Raw genomic sequence first — 19,775 nt, 5'->3', positions numbered from 1 at the left:
GTGCCGTGAGCCTTATCACGGCACTGGATTGCTGTGAACCGCGGAGCGCCCTTCGGCCGCGGTCAGTGCGCGACCTGCTGCTTCGCGCCCTCGATCGGGTCGTTTGACAGCTTGTCGACGATTGCGATGCCGATGGCCGACAGGATGAAGACGCAATGGATGATGGTTTGCCACATCACGCCGGTCTCGGTGTAGTTGGCCTTTCCTGACGACAATGCGCCCGCCTCGATGAAGGTGCGCAACAGATGGATCGAGGAAATGCCGATGATCGCCATCGCCAGCTTGATCTTCAGCGCGCTGGCATTGACGTGGCTCAGCCATTCCGGCTCGTCCGGATGCCCCTGCAGATTGAGGCGCGACACGAAGGTCTCATAGCCGCCGACGATCACCATCACCAGGAGGTTCGAGATCATGACGACGTCGATCAGGCCGAGCACGGCGAGCATGATCTGCTGCTCGCTGAAATCGAAGGCATGGGCGAACAGGTGCCACAGTTCCTTGAGGAACAGCACGACATAAACGGCCTGGGCGATGATGAGGCCGACATAAAGTGGCAATTGCAGCCAGCGCGATCCGAAGATCAGCATGGGGATCGGACGCAGCGACCCGCGCTTCGCCAGAGCGGGCGCGTCGGATATGGCAGACATGTTGGATGGCTCGCGGGATTGGATTGCGGAGCGCTCTATCTACGCAATCCCGCGCGATTGAAAAGCGACAACTGGCCGCAGATTGCGCCGCGATGCGGTCACGATCCCCGGGATTTGCGAATTCGGCGCTTCCGCTGCCGTCGACACGAGGTAGCCTCGTCATACAGTCGACTCAGCCCGGGCACAGCGCAAATGTTCTTTCCGAAGGTCAACGTCAAGGAGGATCCATTGCGTCGATGGCATCGGCCCGATCGCCAGTTCTTTGCCAATGGCGCCTGCCAGGTGCTCGCCTACGCGTTTCTGGAAAGATACTCCGACCTCGGCTTCCGCGCCCGATGGATCAAGCCGGCACCGGGCTACATCGGCCACCACATCTACGTCACCGATGGCAGGACTGCGTTCGACTACCACGGCCTGACCACCGAAGCCGATCTGCTGTCGCTCGGCTTCCGGCGCGCGCGGCGGTTTTTTCCGGATTGGGACGCGATGCTGGTCGATCTGCCGACGGATGTCCTGATCTCGGAACAACGCTCGCGGCAGATCGAAGGGCTTTGGCTGCGCGAGCCAAAGCAGTTCCTTCACGACGCGCTGCCCCGCGCGCGGGCATTCCTCGACAGGTTCGGCGACCTGCGAGGTCGCCTCTAGATTTTTGTTTTGACGCGTTCTCCCAGCGCAAACCGGTATCCATCCCGATCAAGTCCGGGACAGGCTTTCGCTCGAAAACGCCTTACCGCGTCAGCTTCTTGTACTTCACGCGATGCGGAATGATGCTGTCCTGGCCGAGCCGGCGCATCTTGTCCTTTTCGTAGTCCTGGAAGTTGCCCTCGAACCATTCGACATGGCTGTCGCCCTCGAAGGCCAGGATATGGGTCGCGATGCGGTCGAGGAACCAGCGATCATGGCTGATGATGACGGCGCAACCGGCGAAATCCTCCAGCGCCTCTTCCAGCGCACGCAGCGTATCGACGTCGAGGTCATTGGTCGGTTCGTCGAGCAGCAGCACGTTGGCGCCCGACTTCAGCATCTTGGCCAGATGCACGCGGTTGCGCTCACCGCCGGACAGCGCCCCGACCTTTTTCTGCTGGTCGGCGCCCTTGAAGTTGAACGACGAACAATAGCCGCGTGAATTGACTTCCCGCTTGCCGAGCAGGATCAATTCGTTGCCGCCGGAGATCTCCTCCCAGACGTTCTTCTTGCCGTCGAGATCGTCGCGCGACTGGTCGACATAACCGAGATGAACACTCTCGCCGACGGTGATCGACCCCTTGTCCGGTTCTTCCTGCTTGGTGATCATCCTGAACAGCGTGGTCTTGCCGGCGCCGTTCGCGCCGATCACGCCGACGATGCCACCCGGCGGCAGCTTGAAGGTGAGATCGTCGATCAGCATGCGGTCGCCAAAACCCTTGCTGAGGTTCTCGAAGTCCACGACGTTCTGACCGAGGCGCTCGGCGACCGGAATCGTGATCTGCGCGACCTGGGTCTGCTTTTCGCTCGCCTGTTTCAGCAGTTCCTCATAGCGCTGATAGCGCGCCTTCGACTTGGCCTGGCGCGCCTTCGGAGACGACGCGATCCACTCCTGCTCGCGGATCAGCGTCTTCTGGTGCGCGACGTCTTCGCGGCCCTCCTGCGCGAGGCGCTTCTGCTTCTGCTGCAGCCAGGACGAATAATTGCCCTCGTAGGGAATGCCCTTGCCGCGGTCGAGCTCCAGGATCCAGCTGGTGACGTTGTCGAGGAAGTAGCGGTCATGGGTCACGATCAGGATCGCGCCGGGATAGTTGCGCAGATGGCCTTCCAGCCATGACACCGATTCAGCGTCGAGATGGTTGGTCGGTTCGTCCAGCAGCAGCAGCTCGGGCTGATCGAGCAGTAATTTGCACAGCGCGACGCGGCGGCGCTCGCCGCCGGAGAGTTTCGTCACATCGGAATCGTCGGGCGGGCAGCGCAGCGCGTCCATCGCCTGGTCAACCTTGCTGTCGAGATCCCAAAGGCCTGCGGCCTCGATCTCGTCCTGCAGCTTGGTCATCTCGTCGGCGGTCTCCTCGGAATAATTCATCGCCAGTTCGTTGTAGCGGTCGAGGATCGCCTTCTGCTTGGCGACACCCAGCATGACGTTTTCGCGGACGGTCTTGGTGGCGTCGAGATGCGGCTCCTGCTCGAGGTAACCGACGCGGGCGCCCTCGGCGACCCAGGCCTCGCCGTTATATTCCTTGTCGAGCCCGGCCATGATCTTGAGCAGCGTCGACTTGCCCGAGCCGTTGACGCCGAGCACGCCGATCTTGGCGTCCGGATAGAAGCTCAGATGGACGTTATCGAGCACCTTGCGGGTCGGATAGCTCTTGGTCAGACCCTGCATGAAATAGACGAACTGGCGAGCCATTCGCGATCCCTGGAAACGAGAGGATTTGTGGAAATTTTGCTGCCGCCGATGTAGCGGCCGGCCCCCGAAAGCGCAACCGCGACCGCCCCGTTTTCCATCCGTTCACCACCGGCGATTACGGGGCAGATACCATATGTGCGCGGGCACACCCTTGTGTGCCCTGGATCACGACAATTGAAACTATCTTTTAATAAATCAGGCCAAAACTCGTTCTCAGCGCCGAAAACGGCGTTTTTCGCGGCAGAACCGCGATCGAACAAGCAGAGGCCGCGTCATGGCTACCATCACCTCGGCATCTCTTCCCCGCCCGGCGACCAGAGGCGAGGCGAAGCTGTTCGCAGAATTCCGCGCCTTCTGGCGTGCATTCGTGGCCAAGGCGTTCAACCCCTACCGGCCGGAACTGCACTATATGCGCGGCCCGGGCCCGGCCTGGCGCGCCAAACACGTCGGGTTGTCACCCGCGGTGCAATCGATGCTCGCCGAGATCCGGACCGGGAAGGCGCGCAGGTCGTCTCCGTCAGCATAACAGCCGATCCTTTTTGCAACCTCGTCCGCTTGCGCGCCCACCGATTGCGCGCGACCATGACGCGCCCCCGACGGCTCATTCCCGCCGTCGCCCTCGCCATGAACGGACCTCCCGATGACGCGGCTCAGCTGTGCAATCCTCGACGACTATTTTGATCTCGCCCTCTCGGTGGCCGATTGGCCCAGCATCAAGGACCGCGTCGACGTCACCGTGTTCGACAAGCCGTTCGAAAGCGAGGCGGACGCGGCGGCCAAATTGAAGGACTTCGAGATCATCTGCGCGATGCGCGAGCGTACCGCGTTTTCGCGCACGCTTTTCGATGCGCTGCCCAGACTGAAGCTCCTGATCACCTCGGGCATGCGCAATGCCGCGATCGACATCGAAGCGGCCAAGGACCGCAAGGTGGTGTTCTGCGGCACGCAATATGGCCGCGATCCTACCGCGGCCCTGACCATGGGCCTGATCCTGGAGCTGACGCGCGGCATCGGCCGCGAGAACGCTCGGATGCATGCCGGCGAACCCTGGCAGACCTTTGCCGGCACCGAGATCGAGGGCAAGACGCTCGGCGTGATCGGCCTCGGCAAGCTCGGCAGCAAGGTGGCGGGCATGGCCAAGGTGTTCGGGATGAACGTCATCGCCTGGAGCCCGAACCTCACCCCCGAGACGTGCAAGGAGGCCGGCGTCGGCTATGCCAGCAAGGAGGAGCTGTTCTCGACATCGGACATCGTCACCATCCATGTCGTGCTGAGCCCGCGCTCGCGCGGACTGGTCGGAGCTGCGGATCTCGCGCGGATGAAGCCGTCGGCCTATCTCGTCAACAGCGCGCGCGGACCGGTCGTCGATGAAGACGCCCTGCTCGCGGCACTGCGCGCCAGGACAATCGCCGGCGCCGGCATCGACGTGTTCTCGGTCGAGCCGCTGCCATTTGACCACCCGTTCCGCAAGCTCGACAACATCGTGATCACGCCGCATCTCGGCTATGCGACGCGCGAAAGCTTGCAGACGCATTATCAGCAGATGGTCGCGTGCATCGACGCCTACACCAAAGGCGGCGAGCCGCCGCGGCGGCTGGCCTGAGATCACCCGCGTCAATCAACCAACAGAAAAGGCGCGCCGTTGGCGCGCCTTTTCCGGAATGAGTTGAGGTCGGCCTAGCGGACCGTGACCGGCGCGGGCAGCGGCTGAACGGTGGTCGGCTGGGTGCCGGGCAGCGGCGCCATCTGGGCTTGCGTCGGCGCAGGTCCAGCGGCGGGCATCGGTGCGGCCGAGGCCGTGGTTGACGGCGGCGGGGTACCGCCGGGCATGACGACCACGCGGGTGCCGACCTTGGTGCGTTCGAACAGGTCGGAGACGTCTTCGTTCAGCATGCCGATGCAGCCCGACGAGACGAACTTGCCGATGGTCGACGGCTGATTGGTGCCGTGGATCCGGTACACGGTCGAACCGAGATACATCGCGCGGGCACCGAGCGGATTGCCGGGTCCGCCGGCCATGAAGCGCGGCAGATAGGGCTGACGCTCGATCATCTCGGTCGGCGGATGCCAATCCGGCCACTCGGCCTTGCGGGTGATCTTCTGAACGCCGGTCCAGGTGAAGCCGTCGCGGCCGACGCGGACGCCGTACCGGATCGCCCGGCCACCGCCGAGGACGTAATAGAGGTAGGTGTTCGGCGTATCGACGACGATCGTACCGGCTGGTTCCTTGGTCGGAAATGCCACTTCCTGGCGGCGCAGATTCGGCGCCAGTTGCGCCGGGCCGGATTCAGGCTGTTCATCCGGCGGAAGAGCCGCGAGCTGCAGCGGCTGGCCATCGGCACCGACCGGAGCCTGCTGCAGGGGCACGGTGCCGGTGACGCCGGCAGCACCAACCGCCTCCGGCGGACGCATGCCGCTGCGATCATCGCCATTCGGAGCTGCGGGATAGGCAACGCCTGCGGCCGGAACGCCGTTGTCGCGGTAGGCCTGGTCGCGATAGGTTTGGTCGCGATAGCCCTGCTGCGGCGCGCCCGGCGGACGGTCGGCATAGATCACCGGCGGCGGGCTCATGGCCCGGCCGTACCGAGGATCATCAGGCGACATCACGGGACCGACCGGGGCACGGTCGGAGTAAACCGGCGGCGCATTCATCGGACGGCCATAGCGTGGATCGTCCGGAGACATCACCGGGCCTGGCGGCGGTAGCGCAGCGGAATCTTGCGGCGCGTCGTCATCGTCCAACGCGTCGAAATTGGGCATATTGCCCTGCGGGTAAGGTTGGGGCGCAGCCGAATAGGCCGGCCGCTGAGGAGCCGGATAACCTTGCTGTGCATGCGCCAACGAGGTTCCCGCCGCGCCGAGAGCCGCAGCGGCGCAAATCGTCAGAATGCGGTTGATCATCATCGCTCTTGTATAGTCCCCAAGCCACACCGGACTGTTAACGGCCACATGACGGAAGATAGCGGCGCATTCAAGACAAATCAGCGAAATTCAGCCCAATTCGGGCACTTTGTGATCTCGTGTGACCGCCGCGGCAAAGATGTCTCACGACTTGGGAAAGTTTGTCCATGTGCCCAAAGTCATCACGCGCGCGTATTTTATAACAAACAGTCTCCGAACGTTGCGATATTCTCGAATCGACCTGATTCGCGTTAGCAACGCTGGCCTTCCTCGTGTGGTCACCGCGTTCCCTCACCATCAAGACCTCCCGCAGAAGGGGGAACCCGCGCCCATGCTGCCCGGCCTTCGTTTCTTGTTCGCGGCAATCGTGCTGGCGACGTCAATTTTGGTGTTCGGGTTGGGCGCGGCAGCGCTGTTGCGCGCCGCCCACGAGGAATTCGCCAGTATCCCGGCGCGCCCGGCTCCACGCGAGCCGCAATTCGCACAGCAGACCGAGGCTCCGCCAGTCCTTGCCATGCTGCGCGTCGACCCGCCGTCCGCGGATAAGGTGACGGCGGAGAATCCGGCCCCGCCGATGTCAGCAACATCAGAGCCGGCGGCCCCTGCGGAGGTGTCACCTGCCACCGTGCCCGAGACGATCGCCACCCTGACGGCGGATGATCTAACACCGCCGGTCGCTCCGAAATCGGAGACGCAGGCCACCGAGACCACCCAGCCCGCACCGGCAACGGAGGCCGCTCCGCAGCCACCGGTCGTAGATGCATTGGCGACGCAGCAAGCCGCGCCCAAGCTCGCCGCTGTGGCCGATGCGCCGGCCCCGGCGAGCGAGCCGGCAAGTGTGGCGGCGCCGCCCTCACCCGAGGCGATCGCGGCTGCGACCAAGATCGCAACGCTGCGCGGCCCCGAAGTCGCCGTTGCGCAGCCGGCCGCGGCCAAGACGCCGGAGCAGAGTGCGCCCAGCAAGCCGGCGCATCGGAAAGCGCGGCGGCACGCCCGTCGGACCCGACAGGTGGTCGTTCAGCAACAGGCCATCGATCCGTTCGGCCAGACGACGACGATCACGACCGTTCAGCGGCGGTAACCGCCGCTCACGTCGGCCCGGTCGCGATCGGCGGGCCGCTCGCCTGCCCCCATTCCGACCACGAGCCATCATACAGCGCAGTGTCGGTGACGCCGAGCCGATACAGCGCGAGCGTCAGCACGCCGGCCGAGACGCCCGAGCCGCAGCTCGTGATAACAGGCGCATCGAGCTTCACACCGGCGCCGCTGAAGGCCGCGCGCAGATCGTCGAGCGGCTTCATCGCACCCGTCGCAGCATCGAACAGATTGTTGTAGGGCACGTTGCGGGCGCCCGGGATGTGGCCGGCGCGGATGCCCGGCCGCGGCTCCGGCGCACGTCCCTCGAAGCGCTCGGCGGCGCGCGCGTCGATCACCTGCTCCTTGCGGCTTTCGACATTGGCGATCATCTGCTCGATGCTGCGCACGCGCTTCGGATCATAGCTCGCTGTGAAGCTTGCAGGGCGAGGCTTGTCCGCCTCGCCGCTCTCGACGGGCCGGCCCTCGGCGCGCCACTTCTTCAGGCCGCCGTTGAGGATCCGCACGTTGCGGTGACCATAGGACAGGAACATCCACCAGGCACGCGGGGCGGCGACCCAGCCGCCAGCATCATAGATGACGACGGTGTCTGTGTTACCAACGCCGAGCGCGCCGACATCGCGGCCGAACTGCTCGGCACTCGGAAACATATGCGGCAGCGGATTGGAATGATCTGAAACGCCGTCGACATCGAAGAACACCGCGCCAGGCAGATGCGCGGCGAGATAGTCGTCCTTCGGCAGCGGTAGCACGCCGGGCAGCTTGAAGGTGGCGTCGAGCACCTTCAGATTGGCATCGCCGAGATGCGCGGCAAGCCATTCGGTTGAGACAAGCGGATCGTCAATTGCGGTCATGCTGTATGTTCCTCGAGGCAAAGACCCTCAACCTTTCTTCTTCGGCTCCCACGCCTCGATCGGCCCGCCGGCGTCGCGCCAGGCGGCGAAGCCGCCGCCCATATGCGCGACCGGCTTCAGGCCCATGTCCTGCGCGGTCTTGGCGGCGAGCGCCGAGCGCATGCCGCCGGCGCAGTGGAAGACGAACTTCTTGTCTTCCTGGAAGACCGGCTTGGCATAGGGGCTGTTCGGATCGATCCAGAATTCCAGCATGCCGCGGGTGCAGGAGAATGCGCCGGGGATCTTGCCGTCGCGCTCGATCTCGCGGGGATCTCTAATATCGACGATGACGACGTCATCCTTGCCAATCAGCGTGATTGCATCCTTCGCGCTGATCGTCTCGATCTCGGCATTGGCCTCGTCGATCAGCGCCTTGATGCCGCGGTGAATGGTCTGGGCCATGCGCTCTCCTCCCTAGGTCTTGTTCGTCATTCCGGGGCGATGCGAAAGCATCGAGCCCGGAATCTCGAGATTCCGGATCAGCCGCTTCGCGTCTGTCCGGAATGACGGAAACAACTACCGCACGAGCTCTCGCATCGCATGCTCCAGACCCTCGATCGTGATCGGATACATGCGCTCGGAGAACAGGCGGCGGACAATGGTGGTCGATTCCGAATAGTCCCAGTGCTTCTGCGCGACTGGGTTGAGCCACACCGCATGCGGATAGGTGCGCGTGATGCGGTCGAGCCAGACCGAGCCGGCCTCCTCGTTGACATGCTCGACCGAGCCGCCGGGCACCATGATCTCGTAAGGTGACATCGAGGCGTCGCCGACGAACACCACCTTGTAGTCGTGCGGATATTTGTGCAGCACGTCCCAGGTTGGCGTCCGATCGGTGAAGCGCCGCTTGTTCTGCTTCCAGACGCCCTCATAGAGGCAGTTGTGGAAGTAGAAATACTCCATGTGCTTGAATTCGGTCTTGGCAGCCGAGAACAGCTCCTCGACCTGCTCGATATGCGAATCCATCGAGCCGCCGATATCGAAGAACACCAGCACCTTGACCGCATTGCGCCGCTCGGGGCGCATGTGCACGTCGAGATAGCCGTGGTTCGCGGTTTCCTTGATCGTGGTATCGAGATCGAGTTCGTCAGGCGCGCCGGTCCGCGCGAACTTGCGCAGCCGCCGCAGCGCCACCTTGATGTTGCGGATGCCGAGCTCGACATTGCCGTCGAGGTCCCTGAACTCGCGCTTGTCCCACACCTTCACGGCGCGGTTGTTGCGGTTCTTCTCCTGCCCGATGCGGACACCTTCGGGATTGTAGCCGTGGGCGCCGAATGGCGACGTACCGGCGGTGCCGATCCACTTGCTGCCGCCCTGGTGGCGGCCCTTCTGCTCCTCGAGTCGTTTCTTCAAGGTCTCCATGAGCTTGTCCCAGCCCATGGCCTCGATCTGTTTCTTCTCGTCCTCGGTGAGATATTTCTCCGCCAGCTTCTTCAGCCACTCCTCGGGGATCTCCGCCTTGCCCATAGCGTCGAGCAGGCTCTCGAGCCCCTTGAACACGGTGCCGAACACGCGGTCGAACTTGTCGAGATTGCGCTCGTCCTTCACCAGCGTAGCGCGCGACAGATAGTAGAAGTTCTCGACCGTCTGATCGGCGAGGTCGGCGTCGAGCGCTTCCATCAAGGTCAGATATTCCCGTAGCGTCACGGGGACCTGGGCGTCGCGCAGCGATGTGAAAAACTGCAGGAACATACTTACCTAGATCGCCCGCTGGGCCGGTGGCGTCAAGGGGCCCCGGCCGTGCTTCATCCCGAGATCAGCCATTCACTTTCACCTGGTGACCGCCTTGTTGAACCCCTTGGCCGGCTCGCGCTCCGCTGGCCCGCATTCCGCACAGCGGAAAGATGATGCCCGACATTCCATGCGAACACCACCTTCGGCACCGCTGCGCTGCGGAATCCGCGCTAGACCGCCCCGGTTTTTCAACTAGAATTGCGTCCGACAAGAGATTGGGCAGGCCATGCGACCGCCGCGAGAGCGGTCGTTTGATGTTGAGGCCGAAGCGGCCATTGAGCGAACCAAGGCAAACAGATCGATGAAATTCAAGGGTACCAAGGACTACGTCGCCACCGATGACCTCAAGGTCGCCGTCAATGCCGCCATCGTGCTTGAGCGCCCGCTGCTGGTGAAGGGCGAGCCGGGCACCGGCAAGACCGTGCTGGCCGAGGAAGTCGCGAAAGCGATCGATGCGCCGCTGCTCACCTGGCACATCAAGTCCACCACAAAGGCGCAGCAGGGCCTCTACGAATACGACGCGGTGTCGCGGTTGCGCGACAGCCAGCTCGGCGACAGCAAGGTCTCCGACATCAAGAACTACATCAAGCGCGGCAAGCTGTGGGACGCCTTCACCTACGAGAAGCGCCCGGTGCTCCTGATCGACGAGATCGACAAGGCCGATATCGAATTCCCCAACGACCTCCTGCTTGAGCTCGATCGGATGGAGTTCCATGTCTACGAGACCGGCGAGACCATCAAGGCAAAGCTGCGCCCGATCGTGATGATCACGTCGAACAACGAGAAGGAATTGCCCGACGCCTTCCTGCGCCGCTGCTTCTTCCACTACATCAAGTTCCCCGACGCCGACACGATGAACAAGATCGTCGATGTGCACTTTCCCAACATCAAGAAGCGGCTGGTGGAAGAGGCGCTGCGCATCTTCTTCGAGGTGCGCGAGGTGCCCGGCCTGAAGAAGAAGCCCTCGACCTCGGAGCTGCTCGACTGGCTCAAGCTGCTGTTGAACGAGGACATCACCCCGGAGATGCTTCGGGAGCGCGATCCGCGCAAGCTGATCCCGCCGCTGCATGGCGCGCTGCTCAAGAACGAGCAGGATGTCCACCTGTTCGAGCGGCTCGCGTTCCTCAGCCGCCGCGAAGTCTAGCTTCGATATCCGCAAACGCCGGGGCCTTGGCTCCGGCGTTTTTCTTCCAAGCCACAACCAAAAAGAAGACCAGGGAAGATGAACGTCCAGACCCAAATCCGCGCCGCAGAACCCGTCACGACCGAGCATTTCGACGTCCTGATCGCGGGCGCCGGCATCTCCGGCGTCGGCGCCGCCTACCATCTGACCACGCAATGCCCCGGCACCAGCTTCGTCGCGCTGGAGACGCAGAAGACCTTTGGCGGCACCTGGTCGACGCATCGCTATCCCGGCATCCGCTCCGACAGCGATCTGCACACCTTCGGCTATCGCTTCAAGCCGTGGACCAGCGCGCCGATCGCAAGCGCGGCCGAGATCCTGAAATACATGGGCGACGTGATCGGCGAGAACGACCTCGCGCGCCATATCCGCTATCGTCACACCATCACTGCGGCGAAGTGGTCGAACGACATCAATCTCTGGACCATCGACGCGGTCAGGCTCGATACCGGCGAGAAGCTCCGCTTCACCACCAACTTCTTCTGGATGTGCCAGGGCTATTACCGCCACACCGAGGGCTATACCCCTGATTGGACCGACATGGCGAAGTTCAAGGGCCCGATCATCCATCCGCAGCAATGGCCCGAAGACCTCGACTACAAGGGCAAGCGCGTGCTCGTGATCGGCTCCGGCGCGACGGCGGCGACGCTGATCCCGGCGCTGGCCAATGATGCCGGCCACGTCACCATGTTGCAGCGTTCGCCGACCTATTTCCGCACCGGCCGCAACGCGATCGAAATCGCCGAGGAACTGCGCAGGCTCCAAGTCGACGAGCACTGGATCCACGAGATCGTCAGGCGCAAAATCCTGTTCGAACAGGACGCCTTCACCAAGCGGACGTTCGCCGACCCCGAGGGCGCCAAGAAGGATCTGCTGGCAGCGGTCGAGGCCGTTCTCGGCAAGGACTATGATATGGCCACGCATTTCACGCCGAGCTACCGGCCGTGGCGGCAGCGCATCGCCTTCGTTCCGGATGCCGACCTGTTCCAGGCCATCAAGGGCGGCAAGGCATCCGTCGTCACCGACGAGATCGAGCGCTTCACCGAGAACGGCATTTTGCTTAAGTCCGGCAAGGAGCTTGAGGCCGACATCATCATCACCGCGACCGGCTTCCACCTCTCCGCCAACGGCGACATCGACTTCGAGATCGACGGCAAGCCGCTCGATTTCAAGGACACCGTGACCTATCGCGGCATGATGTTCACCGGCGTGCCGAACCTCGTCTGGGTGTTCGGCTATTTCCGCGCCAGCTGGACGCTGCGGGTCGACCTCGTCGCCGATTTCGTCTGCCGCATGCTCAACCACATGAAGGCGACTGGCGCCAACAAGGTGACGCCGGCGCTGCGGGCCGAAGACCACAACATGCCGCTGCTGCCATGGATCGATCCGGAGAACTTCAACCCCGGCTACATGATGCGCGGCATGCACCTGCTGCCGAAGCGCGGCGACAAGCCGGAGTGGCAGCACAACCAGGATTACTGGGCCGAGAAGGACGAATTCCCGGCGATCGACCTCAAGGACAAGGCGTTCGTTTACGGCTGAAGTCCTTCTCCCGCTATCTCCACGTCGTCATTGCGAGGAGCGTAACCGACGAAGCAATCCATCCTTCCGCGAACGCGGCTCGATGGTTTGCTTCGCTTCGCTCGCAATGACGGCGGAGGCAATCACGCATACTCCGCAAGCTTCGCCGCGGCCGGCGCGGACTTGCCGCGGATCATGTCGGAGGCTTTGTCGGCGATCATCAAGGTCGAGGCGTTGAGATTGGCGGAAATCATCCGCGGCATGATCGAGGCGTCGATCACGCGCAGGCCCTCCATGCCGTGGACCCGGAGCTGGTCGTCGACCACGGCCCATGGCGCCTCCGCTGGTCCCATCCGGCAGGTGCAGCCGGGATGGAAGGTGGTGGTCCCGCGCTCGGTCACGGCTGCGAGAATTTCGGCGTCGCTCTGCACCTTCGGACCCGGAAAATCCTCATAGGCGAAATACGGCTTCAACGGCTCGGAGGCGAGCAGCCGCCGCGCCAGCTTCATGCCGGCGACGACGACGCGGCGGTCGAGCTCCTCGGCGAGATAGTTGGTCTGGATGATGGGCGGCTGGAACGGATCGGCCGAACGAATGCGCACATAGCCGCGGCTCTCCGGCCGCTGCTGCCATGAGGCGACCGTCATGCCGGGCTCGTCCTCGAGCTGGCCCTGCACGCCTTCCTTGTAGCTCGCCGGCGTGAAGGTGAGTTGCAGGTCGGAACTCTCGGTGGTCTCGCCGGAATGCCAGAAGCAATAGACCATGGTCGGCGACAGCGACAGCAGGCCGCGCCGCGTCGTCGCCCATTTCAACGCCTCGACCCAGAGGCTGAGGCCGCGCCGCATTTCGTTGATGGTCCGGATGTTCTTGACCCGCGCCACCGAGCGCGGCGCGTAATGATCCTGCAGGCCTTCGCCGACACCGGGCAGCGCGTGACGCACCTCGATGCCGTGCGACTGCAGCAGGTCGGGTGAACCGACGCCGGAAAGCTGCAGCACCTGCGGCGAATTGTAGGCGCCGCCGGACAGGATGACTTCCTTGTTGACGCGAATCTCGAGCGGATCGCCGTACTTGCCGCCCCTGTTATAGCGCACGCCTACGGCGCGCTTGCCCTCGAAGATGATGCCGGTGACATGCGCATGGGTGCGCACATCGACATTCGGCCGCTTGCGCGCCGGATGCAGATAGGCGGTCGCGGCGCTGACGCGCAGGCCGTTCTGGATGGTGCGCTGGCAGTAGGAGACACCCTCCTGGATCTGGCCGTTGTAGTCAGGATTGCGCGGAATGCCGAGGCTCACCGCGCCGTTCATGAAGGCCTCGCAGAGCGGGTCCTGCCAGTCCATCGTGGTGACGGTGAGGTTGCCGTCGCGGCCGCGATAGGTGTCGTCGCCCTCGCCGACCCGCCGTTCCATCCGCCTGAAATACGGCAGCACGTCAGGATAACCCCAGCCGTGATTACCGAGTTGCGCCCAAGTGTCGAAATCCTGGCGCTGCCCGCGGTTGTAGATGTGGCCGTTGATCGACGACGAGCCACCGAGCGTCTTGCCGCGCGGCGCATAGATGCTGCGCCCGCCGGTGTAGGGACCCACTTCCTGCTGGTAGCCCCAGTTCACGCTCTTCATGTGGAAGGTCTTGATGAAGCCGGCCGGCAGATGGATGTAGGGATGCCAGTCGCTCGGCCCCGCCTCCAGCACGCACACTTTCGTGCCTGCGTCTTCACTCAAGCGGTTGGTCAGCACGCTCCCGGCGGAGCCTGCGCCGATGATCACATAATCGAAGGTTTCCATCGTCCCGTTTCTTGCGTCTCGTTTCTTGCGTCTCGTTTCTTGCGCTGACGCTGATGTCAGCGCGCCTTTTCGTTGAGTTGATAGTTGAGATGGGCCTTCACCGTCGGCCATTCGCTGGCAATGATGCTGTAAACCACGGTGTCGCGCAACGTGCCGTTGGGTGCGACCTGGTGGCTGCGCAGGATGCCGTCCTGCTTGGCGCCGAGACGCTCGATGCCGCGGCGGCTCTGATGGTTGAAGAAATGCGTGCGGAACTCGACCGCGATGCAATCGAGCTTCTCGAACGCATGCGTCAACAACAGCAGTTTGCACTGCGTATTGACCGCGCTGCGCTGCACGCGTTTGGCGTACCAGGTCGAGCCGATCTCGACGCGGCGGTTCGGCGTGTCGACATTCATGTAGGTGGTCATGCCCGATATCTGGCCCTCGGCATCGAACACCGTGAACGGCAGCATCGATCCGGCGGCCTGCAGGCCGAGCCGGCGGTCGATCTCCTTGCCCATGTTCTCCGGCTGCGGAATCGCGGTGTACCAGAGTTTTGAGAGCTCGCCGTCCTTGACCGCTTCGGTCAATCCGTTGAGGTGATCGTGCGACAGCGGTTCAAGCCGCGCATGTGCGCCGCGCAGGGTGACCGGTTCAAGCCAGGGCATTTGAAACTCTCCATCTTGGGTCATTCCGGGGCGATGCGCAGCATCGAACCCGGAATCTCGAGATTCCGGGTCTGGTGCTTCGCACCATCCCGGAATAACGATTGCGATGACGATTGCGTTTGCGCAATCGTCACTTGTTCAGAAAATTCAGCGGCAATCCGCCGCGCGGCCAGTCCATCGCGATCAATTCGCCCTTGCCCGAGAGCGTGATGTAGGCGGTCTTCAGCTCGGGGCCGCCGAAGGCGATGTTGGTGGTGACGCGGTCGCCGGTCGGCACCTGCTCGACCAATGTGCCGTCCGGGGCGATCACCGAGATGCAGCCCGAGACCAGCGTCGCCACACAGATGTTGCCGTTCGCTTCCAGCGCGAGTGAATCGAACATCTGGTAGCCGCCGAGGCCCGCGATCGGCTTGCCGCGCTCGCCGCGATAGATCACGTCGCGCGGCTTGACGGTGCCGGCCTCGCCGATCTCATAGGCCCACAGCCGCGCGGTCGGAGTCTCCGCGATGTAGACGGTCTTCTCGTCCGGCGACAAGCCGATGCCGTTGGCCGGCAGGATGCCGTGCACGGCCTCGACGATCTCGTTCATGCCGGGCTTGAGGTAGTAGAACGCGCCGACATCCATGTCGCGGGCGCGGCGCTTGCCGAGATCGGAGAACCACAGGCCGCCCTGTCTGTCGAACACCAGATCGTTCGGCCCGCGCAGCTCGTGCTCACCGCACTTTGTCACCACGGTCTCGACCTTGCCGGATTGCAGATCGACGCGCTGGATCGAGCCGCCGAGATAGTCCGCCGGCTGCGGACCCGGCATGATCATCTTGCCGGTCGGCATCCAGGAGAAGCCGCCATTGTTGCAGACATAGATCTTGCCGTCGGGGCCAAGCGCCGCGCCGTTCGGGCCGCCCGGCATCTTCGCGACCACTTCCTTGCGCCCGTCGGGATAAACCCGGGTCAGCCGCTGGCCGCGGATTTCGACCAGCACGACCGAGCCGTCAGGCATGACAACGGGGCCTTCGGGAAACTCCAGATCTGTGGCAAGAACACGGATATTGGCCATGGCATCCTCCCGGCTCGTTGATTGCAGGCGGATTCCGAAGGCCCCGCACGCGGCTATTTCGCCCCGTTATGGCAAAGTCGATCTGGCTTGCCAAGCAACCGCGGGCGCAATGCTGCCCGGCAATGGTGGGGCGGTGGCGCCGCACATAACGCCGTCGTCCCTGCGAAAGCAAGGGACCCAAAAACGCAGGGTTTTGTTGTGAGGTGAGCTGGGGCCGCAGCGTCGCGCAGCAATCGGCAGTTGTGGTTATGGGTCCTGCTTTCGCAGGGACGACACCGAATTTTGTGGCACGGCCGCTGCGGCGCTACTCCTTCACCGGCACCCAGATCTCGAGCCCGCCGTTGCCTGTGCTCGCATCGAAGCGCTCGTCATAGCGCTCGAAGTTCGGCGCGTCGGCGACCTTCATGCCGGATTGCGGCAGAAAGCGATTCCAGATCGTGTTGACGGTGCGGCGGATGGTCGAGATGTGGTCCGAGTGGGTGAACACGAGATATTTCTGCTCGGGGATTCGGACGTGTGCGAACTCGCGCGGCAGGTCGGAGAAATCGGCGACCTCGATACCCGCGATGTAATCGAAATTGCCGGCGTCGTCGCCGTTGCAGCAGACGCCATAGGAGACCTTGCCGACCCGCCGGGGAATGTTGGGAGATTGCAGGTGGAAGCTGTGCCACTGGTTCGGAATCCCCGCCCCGCTGCCGACGTCGTGATTGTAACGTTCGGCAATGCCGGCGACGAGGAACGCCTTGCCGGTCGCGGTCCGCGGCGGCGCGAGATGATCGAGGGCTGTCGAGATCATGGTGATTGGCTCCTGCAGCTTGAGCGTCTTCAGGCACGTCGTCGCGCGCACCGTCTCGGGCGTGACGCCGAAATGGTCGCGGAACGCGCGGGTGAATGCTTCGTGGGAGCCGTAATCCGCATCCAGCGCCAGGCTGAGGATGTCCGGCGCACCGGCGGCGAGCTCGCGTGCGGCCTCGCTGAGGCGGCGGGCCCGCACATAGCGCATCACCGAGAACCCGGTCGCTTCCGCGAACGCCCGCACCAGATGGAAGCGCGACACGCCGGCGACGCCTGAAATCTCGTCGAGCGTCAGCGGCGCGCCGAGATGGCTTTCGATGTACCAGAGCGCTTTCTGGGCCGGATTCATGGACGGCAACTTTTCCTTCGAAGCGCTCACATCATGCTCCTCTGGCGAGCACGGCGCTTGACAGTCCTTGCTGCGCGACGGCCGAACCCTCGGTTCCGCTGCGCGGAAATTAGCCCTAAAGGCGTTGCTGGTAACATCGTCTCAATCGTGCATACTCGACGCAGCATCGATCCGACGGCTCACCACAAGCTGCCCGAAAATCAAGACGGCCTGAGCCGCGGCCAGCACGTCAGGGAGGACAATGATGCATCACCGACTCTTGAGCTATGCCCAATCCGCGGCACTTGCGGGATGTCTCGCATTTGCGGTCGCAAGCGCGGCCAATGCCCAGAAGACATACGACCCCGGCGCGACCGACACCGAGATCAAGATCGGCAACATCATGCCCTATTCGGGCCCGGCGTCCGCCTATGCCACCATCGGCAAGACCGAGGCGGCCTATTTCAAGAAGCTCAACAGCGAAGGCGGCATCAACGGCCGCAAGATCGACTTCGTCTCCTATGATGACGGCTACAGCCCGCCGAAAATGGTCGAGCAGGCCCGCAAGCTGGTCGAAAGCGACGAGGTGCTGTTGATCTTCAACCCGCTGGGCACACCGGGCAATACGGCGATCCAGAAATACATGAACGCCAAGAAGGTGCCGCAGCTGTTCGTCTCCACCGGCGCTGCGAAGTGGAACGACTCGAAGAATTTCCCGTGGACGATGGGCTGGCAGCCCAGCTACCAGGTCGAGGCGCGGATTTACGCCAAGTACATCCTGAAGAATTATCCCGGCAAGACGATCGGCGTGCTCTACCAGAACGACGATTTCGGCAAGGATTATGTGATCGGCCTGCACGACGGCCTCGGCGATCAGGCCAGCAAGCTGATCGTCGTCGAATCCTCCTACGAGACGACGTCGCCGACGGTGGATTCCCAGGTGGTGCAGATCAAGGGCGCCAACCCCGATATCTTCGTCAACATCGCGACGCCGAAATTCGCGGCGCAGGCGATCAAGAAGATCGCCGAGCTCGACTGGCATCCGGTCCAATTCCTGACCAACGTTTCCGCGTCGATCGGCAGCGTGATGCATCCGGCCGGCTATGAAGCGAGCCAGGGCATCCTGTCCACGCAGTACCTCAAGGACCCCAAGGATCCCGGCTGGAAGAACGATCCCGCCATGGTGGAATGGCGCGCCTTCATGACCAAATGGTACCCCGAAGGCGACCAGGACGATGCCTCGACCGTGTTCGGCTATGGCGTCGCCAAGGGACTTGAACAGGTATTGAAGCAGTGCGGCGACAACCTCACCCGCGAGAACGTGATGAAGCAGGCTGCCAATTTGAACTTCGAGATCGGCATCTATCTGCCGGGGACCAAGATCAAGACCGGACCCGACGATTACGCGCCGATCGAGCAGCTTCAGATGATGCGCTTCAAGGGCGAGAGCTGGGACCTGTTCGGCCCGATCATGAGCGGCGAGAAGGGGTCGTAAGGTCGGCTCAGCCTTCTGTCGTCATTGCGAGGAGCTCGCGACAAAATTGCAAAGCAGTTTTGCGCTGAAGCAACGAAGCAATCCACCTCTCCGCGCTTGCGGTTGGATAGATTGCTTCGCTCCGCTCGCAATGACGAACGGTGAGAACTACGCAAGAAGGACAACAACAATGAAAATCACCGACGTCCGCGCCCATCACATCCGCATCCCCTATGACGCGGGGCCTGCGAGCTTCCGGCAGGGGGCATCGGCGATCTCGGCGCTCGACATGGTGATCGTCGAAGTCTCGACCGATGCCGGCCTGACCGGCTGGGGCGACGCCTTCGCCTATGTCTGCCCGAAGACCAGTTGCATGGCGGTGACCGAGATGATCGCGCCGCAGGCCCGCGGCCTCGAGGTTCCCGACGCGTCAGGCATTCCCGCCGCGATGGAGCAGATCCAGCGCAATCTGCATCTGTTCGGCCGCTACGGCATCACGATGTTTGCGATCTCGGCGCTCGACATCGCGCTGTGGGATCTCGCCGGCAAAGTGAAGGGCGTACCGCTGCACCAACTGATCGGTGGCGCCAAACGCACGACGATTCCGGCCTATGCGAGCCTGATGCGGATCGGCAAGCCCGAGCAGATCGCGGCCGAATGCCGCAAGGCGATCAAATCAGGCTATTCCGCGATCAAGCTGCACGAGACCACGGTGCCGGCCGTCGCCGCCGCGCGCGAGGCGATCGGCCCTGGCGTGCCGCTGATGGTCGACATGAACTGCCCGCTGGACGGACCATCGGCCATTCAATTCGCCCGCGATTGCAAGCTGGCCGCGCCGATGTTCCTGGAGGAGCCGGTGTGGCCGCCGGAGGATTTTGCGACGCTGGCGGAGGTGCGCAGAGAGGGCCGGCTCGATATCGCCGCCGGCGAGAATGCCTGCACGGTGCATCAATTCCGTCAGATGATGAATGCCGGCGCGGTCAGCCACGCGCAGCCTTCGGTGATCAAGGTCGGCGGCGTCACCGAATTTTTGAAGGTCGCGGTGCTCGCCGACGAGTTCGGCGTCGCGGTGATCCCGCATTCGCCGTATTTCGGACCGGGCTTCCTTGCGACCCTGCATCTGATGGCGATCCGCGATCAAGGCTTGATCGAAATGTTCTTCATGACGCGTCCCGCCTGCCTCTGGAGCGGCCGCATCGACATCGATGCCAACGGCCACGTCGCCGTGCCGCAAGGGCCGGGGCTCGGCTATGAGCCGGATCGGGACGTGATGGAGACGTACCGGGTGGAGTGAGCGTGGGGCACGCCACAGCCGTCATTGCGAGGAGCTCGC

The 19,775-nt window shown here is 63.3% G+C and carries 18 protein-coding genes; 8 read left to right on the top strand and 10 right to left on the bottom strand.

Annotated elements, in window-relative coordinates:
* Positions 1-62: 62 nt before the first annotated feature.
* Positions 63-647 carry a TIGR00645 family protein gene (locus UP10_RS09120; protein WP_044587002.1) on the bottom strand — a complete coding sequence of 195 codons (585 nt, stop codon included), beginning with the start codon at positions 645-647 and terminating at the stop codon, positions 63-65.
* A gap of 228 nt (positions 648-875) precedes the next feature.
* Between UP10_RS09120 and UP10_RS09115 the strand changes: the two genes are divergently transcribed.
* The gene (locus UP10_RS09115) at positions 876-1,292 is read left to right on the top strand and encodes a hypothetical protein (protein WP_245321694.1); all 417 of its coding nucleotides are present in this window, start codon (positions 876-878) and stop codon (positions 1,290-1,292) included.
* 82 nt (positions 1,293-1,374) lie between these two features.
* On the opposite strand, the gene ettA is transcribed toward UP10_RS09115, so the two are convergent.
* Positions 1,375-3,024: an energy-dependent translational throttle protein EttA gene (gene ettA / locus UP10_RS09110; RefSeq protein WP_044587000.1), complete on the bottom strand. Its 1,650-nt coding sequence runs from the start codon at positions 3,022-3,024 to the stop codon at positions 1,375-1,377.
* A 274-nt stretch (positions 3,025-3,298) separates the two neighbouring features.
* Between ettA and UP10_RS09105 the strand changes: the two genes are divergently transcribed.
* Complete coding sequence (locus UP10_RS09105) at positions 3,299-3,550, top strand: hypothetical protein (RefSeq protein WP_044586999.1); 252 nt, start codon at positions 3,299-3,301, stop codon at positions 3,548-3,550.
* Positions 3,551-3,664: 114 nt separating this feature from the next.
* Positions 3,665-4,627, top strand: a complete 963-nt coding sequence (locus UP10_RS09100) for a D-2-hydroxyacid dehydrogenase family protein (protein ID WP_044586998.1) — start codon at positions 3,665-3,667, stop codon at positions 4,625-4,627.
* Positions 4,628-4,701: 74 nt separating this feature from the next.
* Here the strand turns inward: UP10_RS09100 and UP10_RS09095 are convergent, their stop codons facing one another.
* Positions 4,702-5,925, bottom strand: coding sequence for a L,D-transpeptidase (locus UP10_RS09095; protein WP_044587218.1), 1,224 nt, complete (start codon positions 5,923-5,925; stop codon positions 4,702-4,704).
* 331 nt (positions 5,926-6,256) lie between these two features.
* Here UP10_RS09095 and UP10_RS09090 point away from each other — a divergent pair, with 331 nt between their 5' ends.
* On the top strand, positions 6,257-7,006 hold the full coding sequence (locus UP10_RS09090) for a hypothetical protein (RefSeq protein WP_044586997.1): 750 nt from the start codon (positions 6,257-6,259) through the stop codon (positions 7,004-7,006).
* A gap of 7 nt (positions 7,007-7,013) precedes the next feature.
* Here UP10_RS09090 and sseA read toward each other — a convergent pair whose 3' ends face one another.
* The 3 genes from sseA to UP10_RS09075 all read right to left on the bottom strand — a co-directional run bounded on the left by sseA (position 7,014) and on the right by UP10_RS09075 (position 9,605).
* Positions 7,014-7,874, bottom strand: a complete 861-nt coding sequence (gene sseA / locus UP10_RS09085; RefSeq protein ID WP_044586996.1) for a 3-mercaptopyruvate sulfurtransferase — start codon at positions 7,872-7,874, stop codon at positions 7,014-7,016.
* Positions 7,875-7,901: 27 nt separating this feature from the next.
* Positions 7,902-8,315 (bottom strand): rhodanese-like domain-containing protein, encoded by a 414-nt coding sequence (locus UP10_RS09080; RefSeq protein WP_044586995.1) that lies wholly within the window; start codon positions 8,313-8,315, stop codon positions 7,902-7,904.
* 114 nt (positions 8,316-8,429) lie between these two features.
* The gene (locus UP10_RS09075) at positions 8,430-9,605 is read right to left on the bottom strand and encodes a vWA domain-containing protein (protein ID WP_044586994.1); all 1,176 of its coding nucleotides are present in this window, start codon (positions 9,603-9,605) and stop codon (positions 8,430-8,432) included.
* Positions 9,606-9,948: 343 nt separating this feature from the next.
* Between UP10_RS09075 and UP10_RS09070 the strand changes: the two genes are divergently transcribed.
* Both UP10_RS09070 and UP10_RS09065 read left to right on the top strand, forming a co-directional pair.
* Complete coding sequence (locus UP10_RS09070) at positions 9,949-10,791, top strand: AAA family ATPase (protein WP_044535967.1); 843 nt, start codon at positions 9,949-9,951, stop codon at positions 10,789-10,791.
* A gap of 78 nt (positions 10,792-10,869) precedes the next feature.
* Entirely contained in the window at positions 10,870-12,372 is a 1,503-nt protein-coding gene (locus UP10_RS09065) for a flavin-containing monooxygenase (RefSeq protein WP_044586993.1), read from the top strand.
* Between the two features lie 122 nt (positions 12,373-12,494).
* Here the strand turns inward: UP10_RS09065 and UP10_RS09060 are convergent, their stop codons facing one another.
* The 4 genes from UP10_RS09060 to UP10_RS09045 form a co-directional block, all read right to left on the bottom strand.
* Complete coding sequence (locus UP10_RS09060; protein ID WP_044586992.1) at positions 12,495-14,138, bottom strand: GMC family oxidoreductase; 1,644 nt, start codon at positions 14,136-14,138, stop codon at positions 12,495-12,497.
* Positions 14,139-14,194: 56 nt separating this feature from the next.
* On the bottom strand, positions 14,195-14,788 hold the full coding sequence (locus tag UP10_RS09055; protein WP_044586991.1) for a GNAT family N-acetyltransferase: 594 nt from the start codon (positions 14,786-14,788) through the stop codon (positions 14,195-14,197).
* Between the two features lie 130 nt (positions 14,789-14,918).
* Positions 14,919-15,845 carry an SMP-30/gluconolactonase/LRE family protein gene (locus UP10_RS09050; RefSeq protein WP_044586990.1) on the bottom strand — a complete coding sequence of 309 codons (927 nt, stop codon included), beginning with the start codon at positions 15,843-15,845 and terminating at the stop codon, positions 14,919-14,921.
* A gap of 304 nt (positions 15,846-16,149) precedes the next feature.
* Positions 16,150-16,989, bottom strand: coding sequence for an AraC family transcriptional regulator (locus UP10_RS09045; RefSeq protein WP_044586989.1), 840 nt, complete (start codon positions 16,987-16,989; stop codon positions 16,150-16,152).
* A 241-nt stretch (positions 16,990-17,230) separates the two neighbouring features.
* Between UP10_RS09045 and UP10_RS09040 the strand changes: the two genes are divergently transcribed.
* Positions 17,231-18,463 (top strand): ABC transporter substrate-binding protein, encoded by a 1,233-nt coding sequence (locus UP10_RS09040; RefSeq protein ID WP_044586988.1) that lies wholly within the window; start codon positions 17,231-17,233, stop codon positions 18,461-18,463.
* 169 nt (positions 18,464-18,632) lie between these two features.
* Entirely contained in the window at positions 18,633-19,736 is a 1,104-nt protein-coding gene (locus UP10_RS09035) for a mandelate racemase/muconate lactonizing enzyme family protein (RefSeq protein ID WP_044586987.1), read from the top strand.
* Positions 19,737-19,775: the final 39 nt, after the last annotated feature.

The organism is Bradyrhizobium sp. LTSPM299, assembly GCF_000938235.1.
Classification (GTDB): domain Bacteria; phylum Pseudomonadota; class Alphaproteobacteria; order Rhizobiales; family Xanthobacteraceae; genus Bradyrhizobium.
The sequence above is the reverse complement of the archived record's forward strand: the minus strand, read 5'-3'. Positions and strand labels throughout refer to the sequence as shown.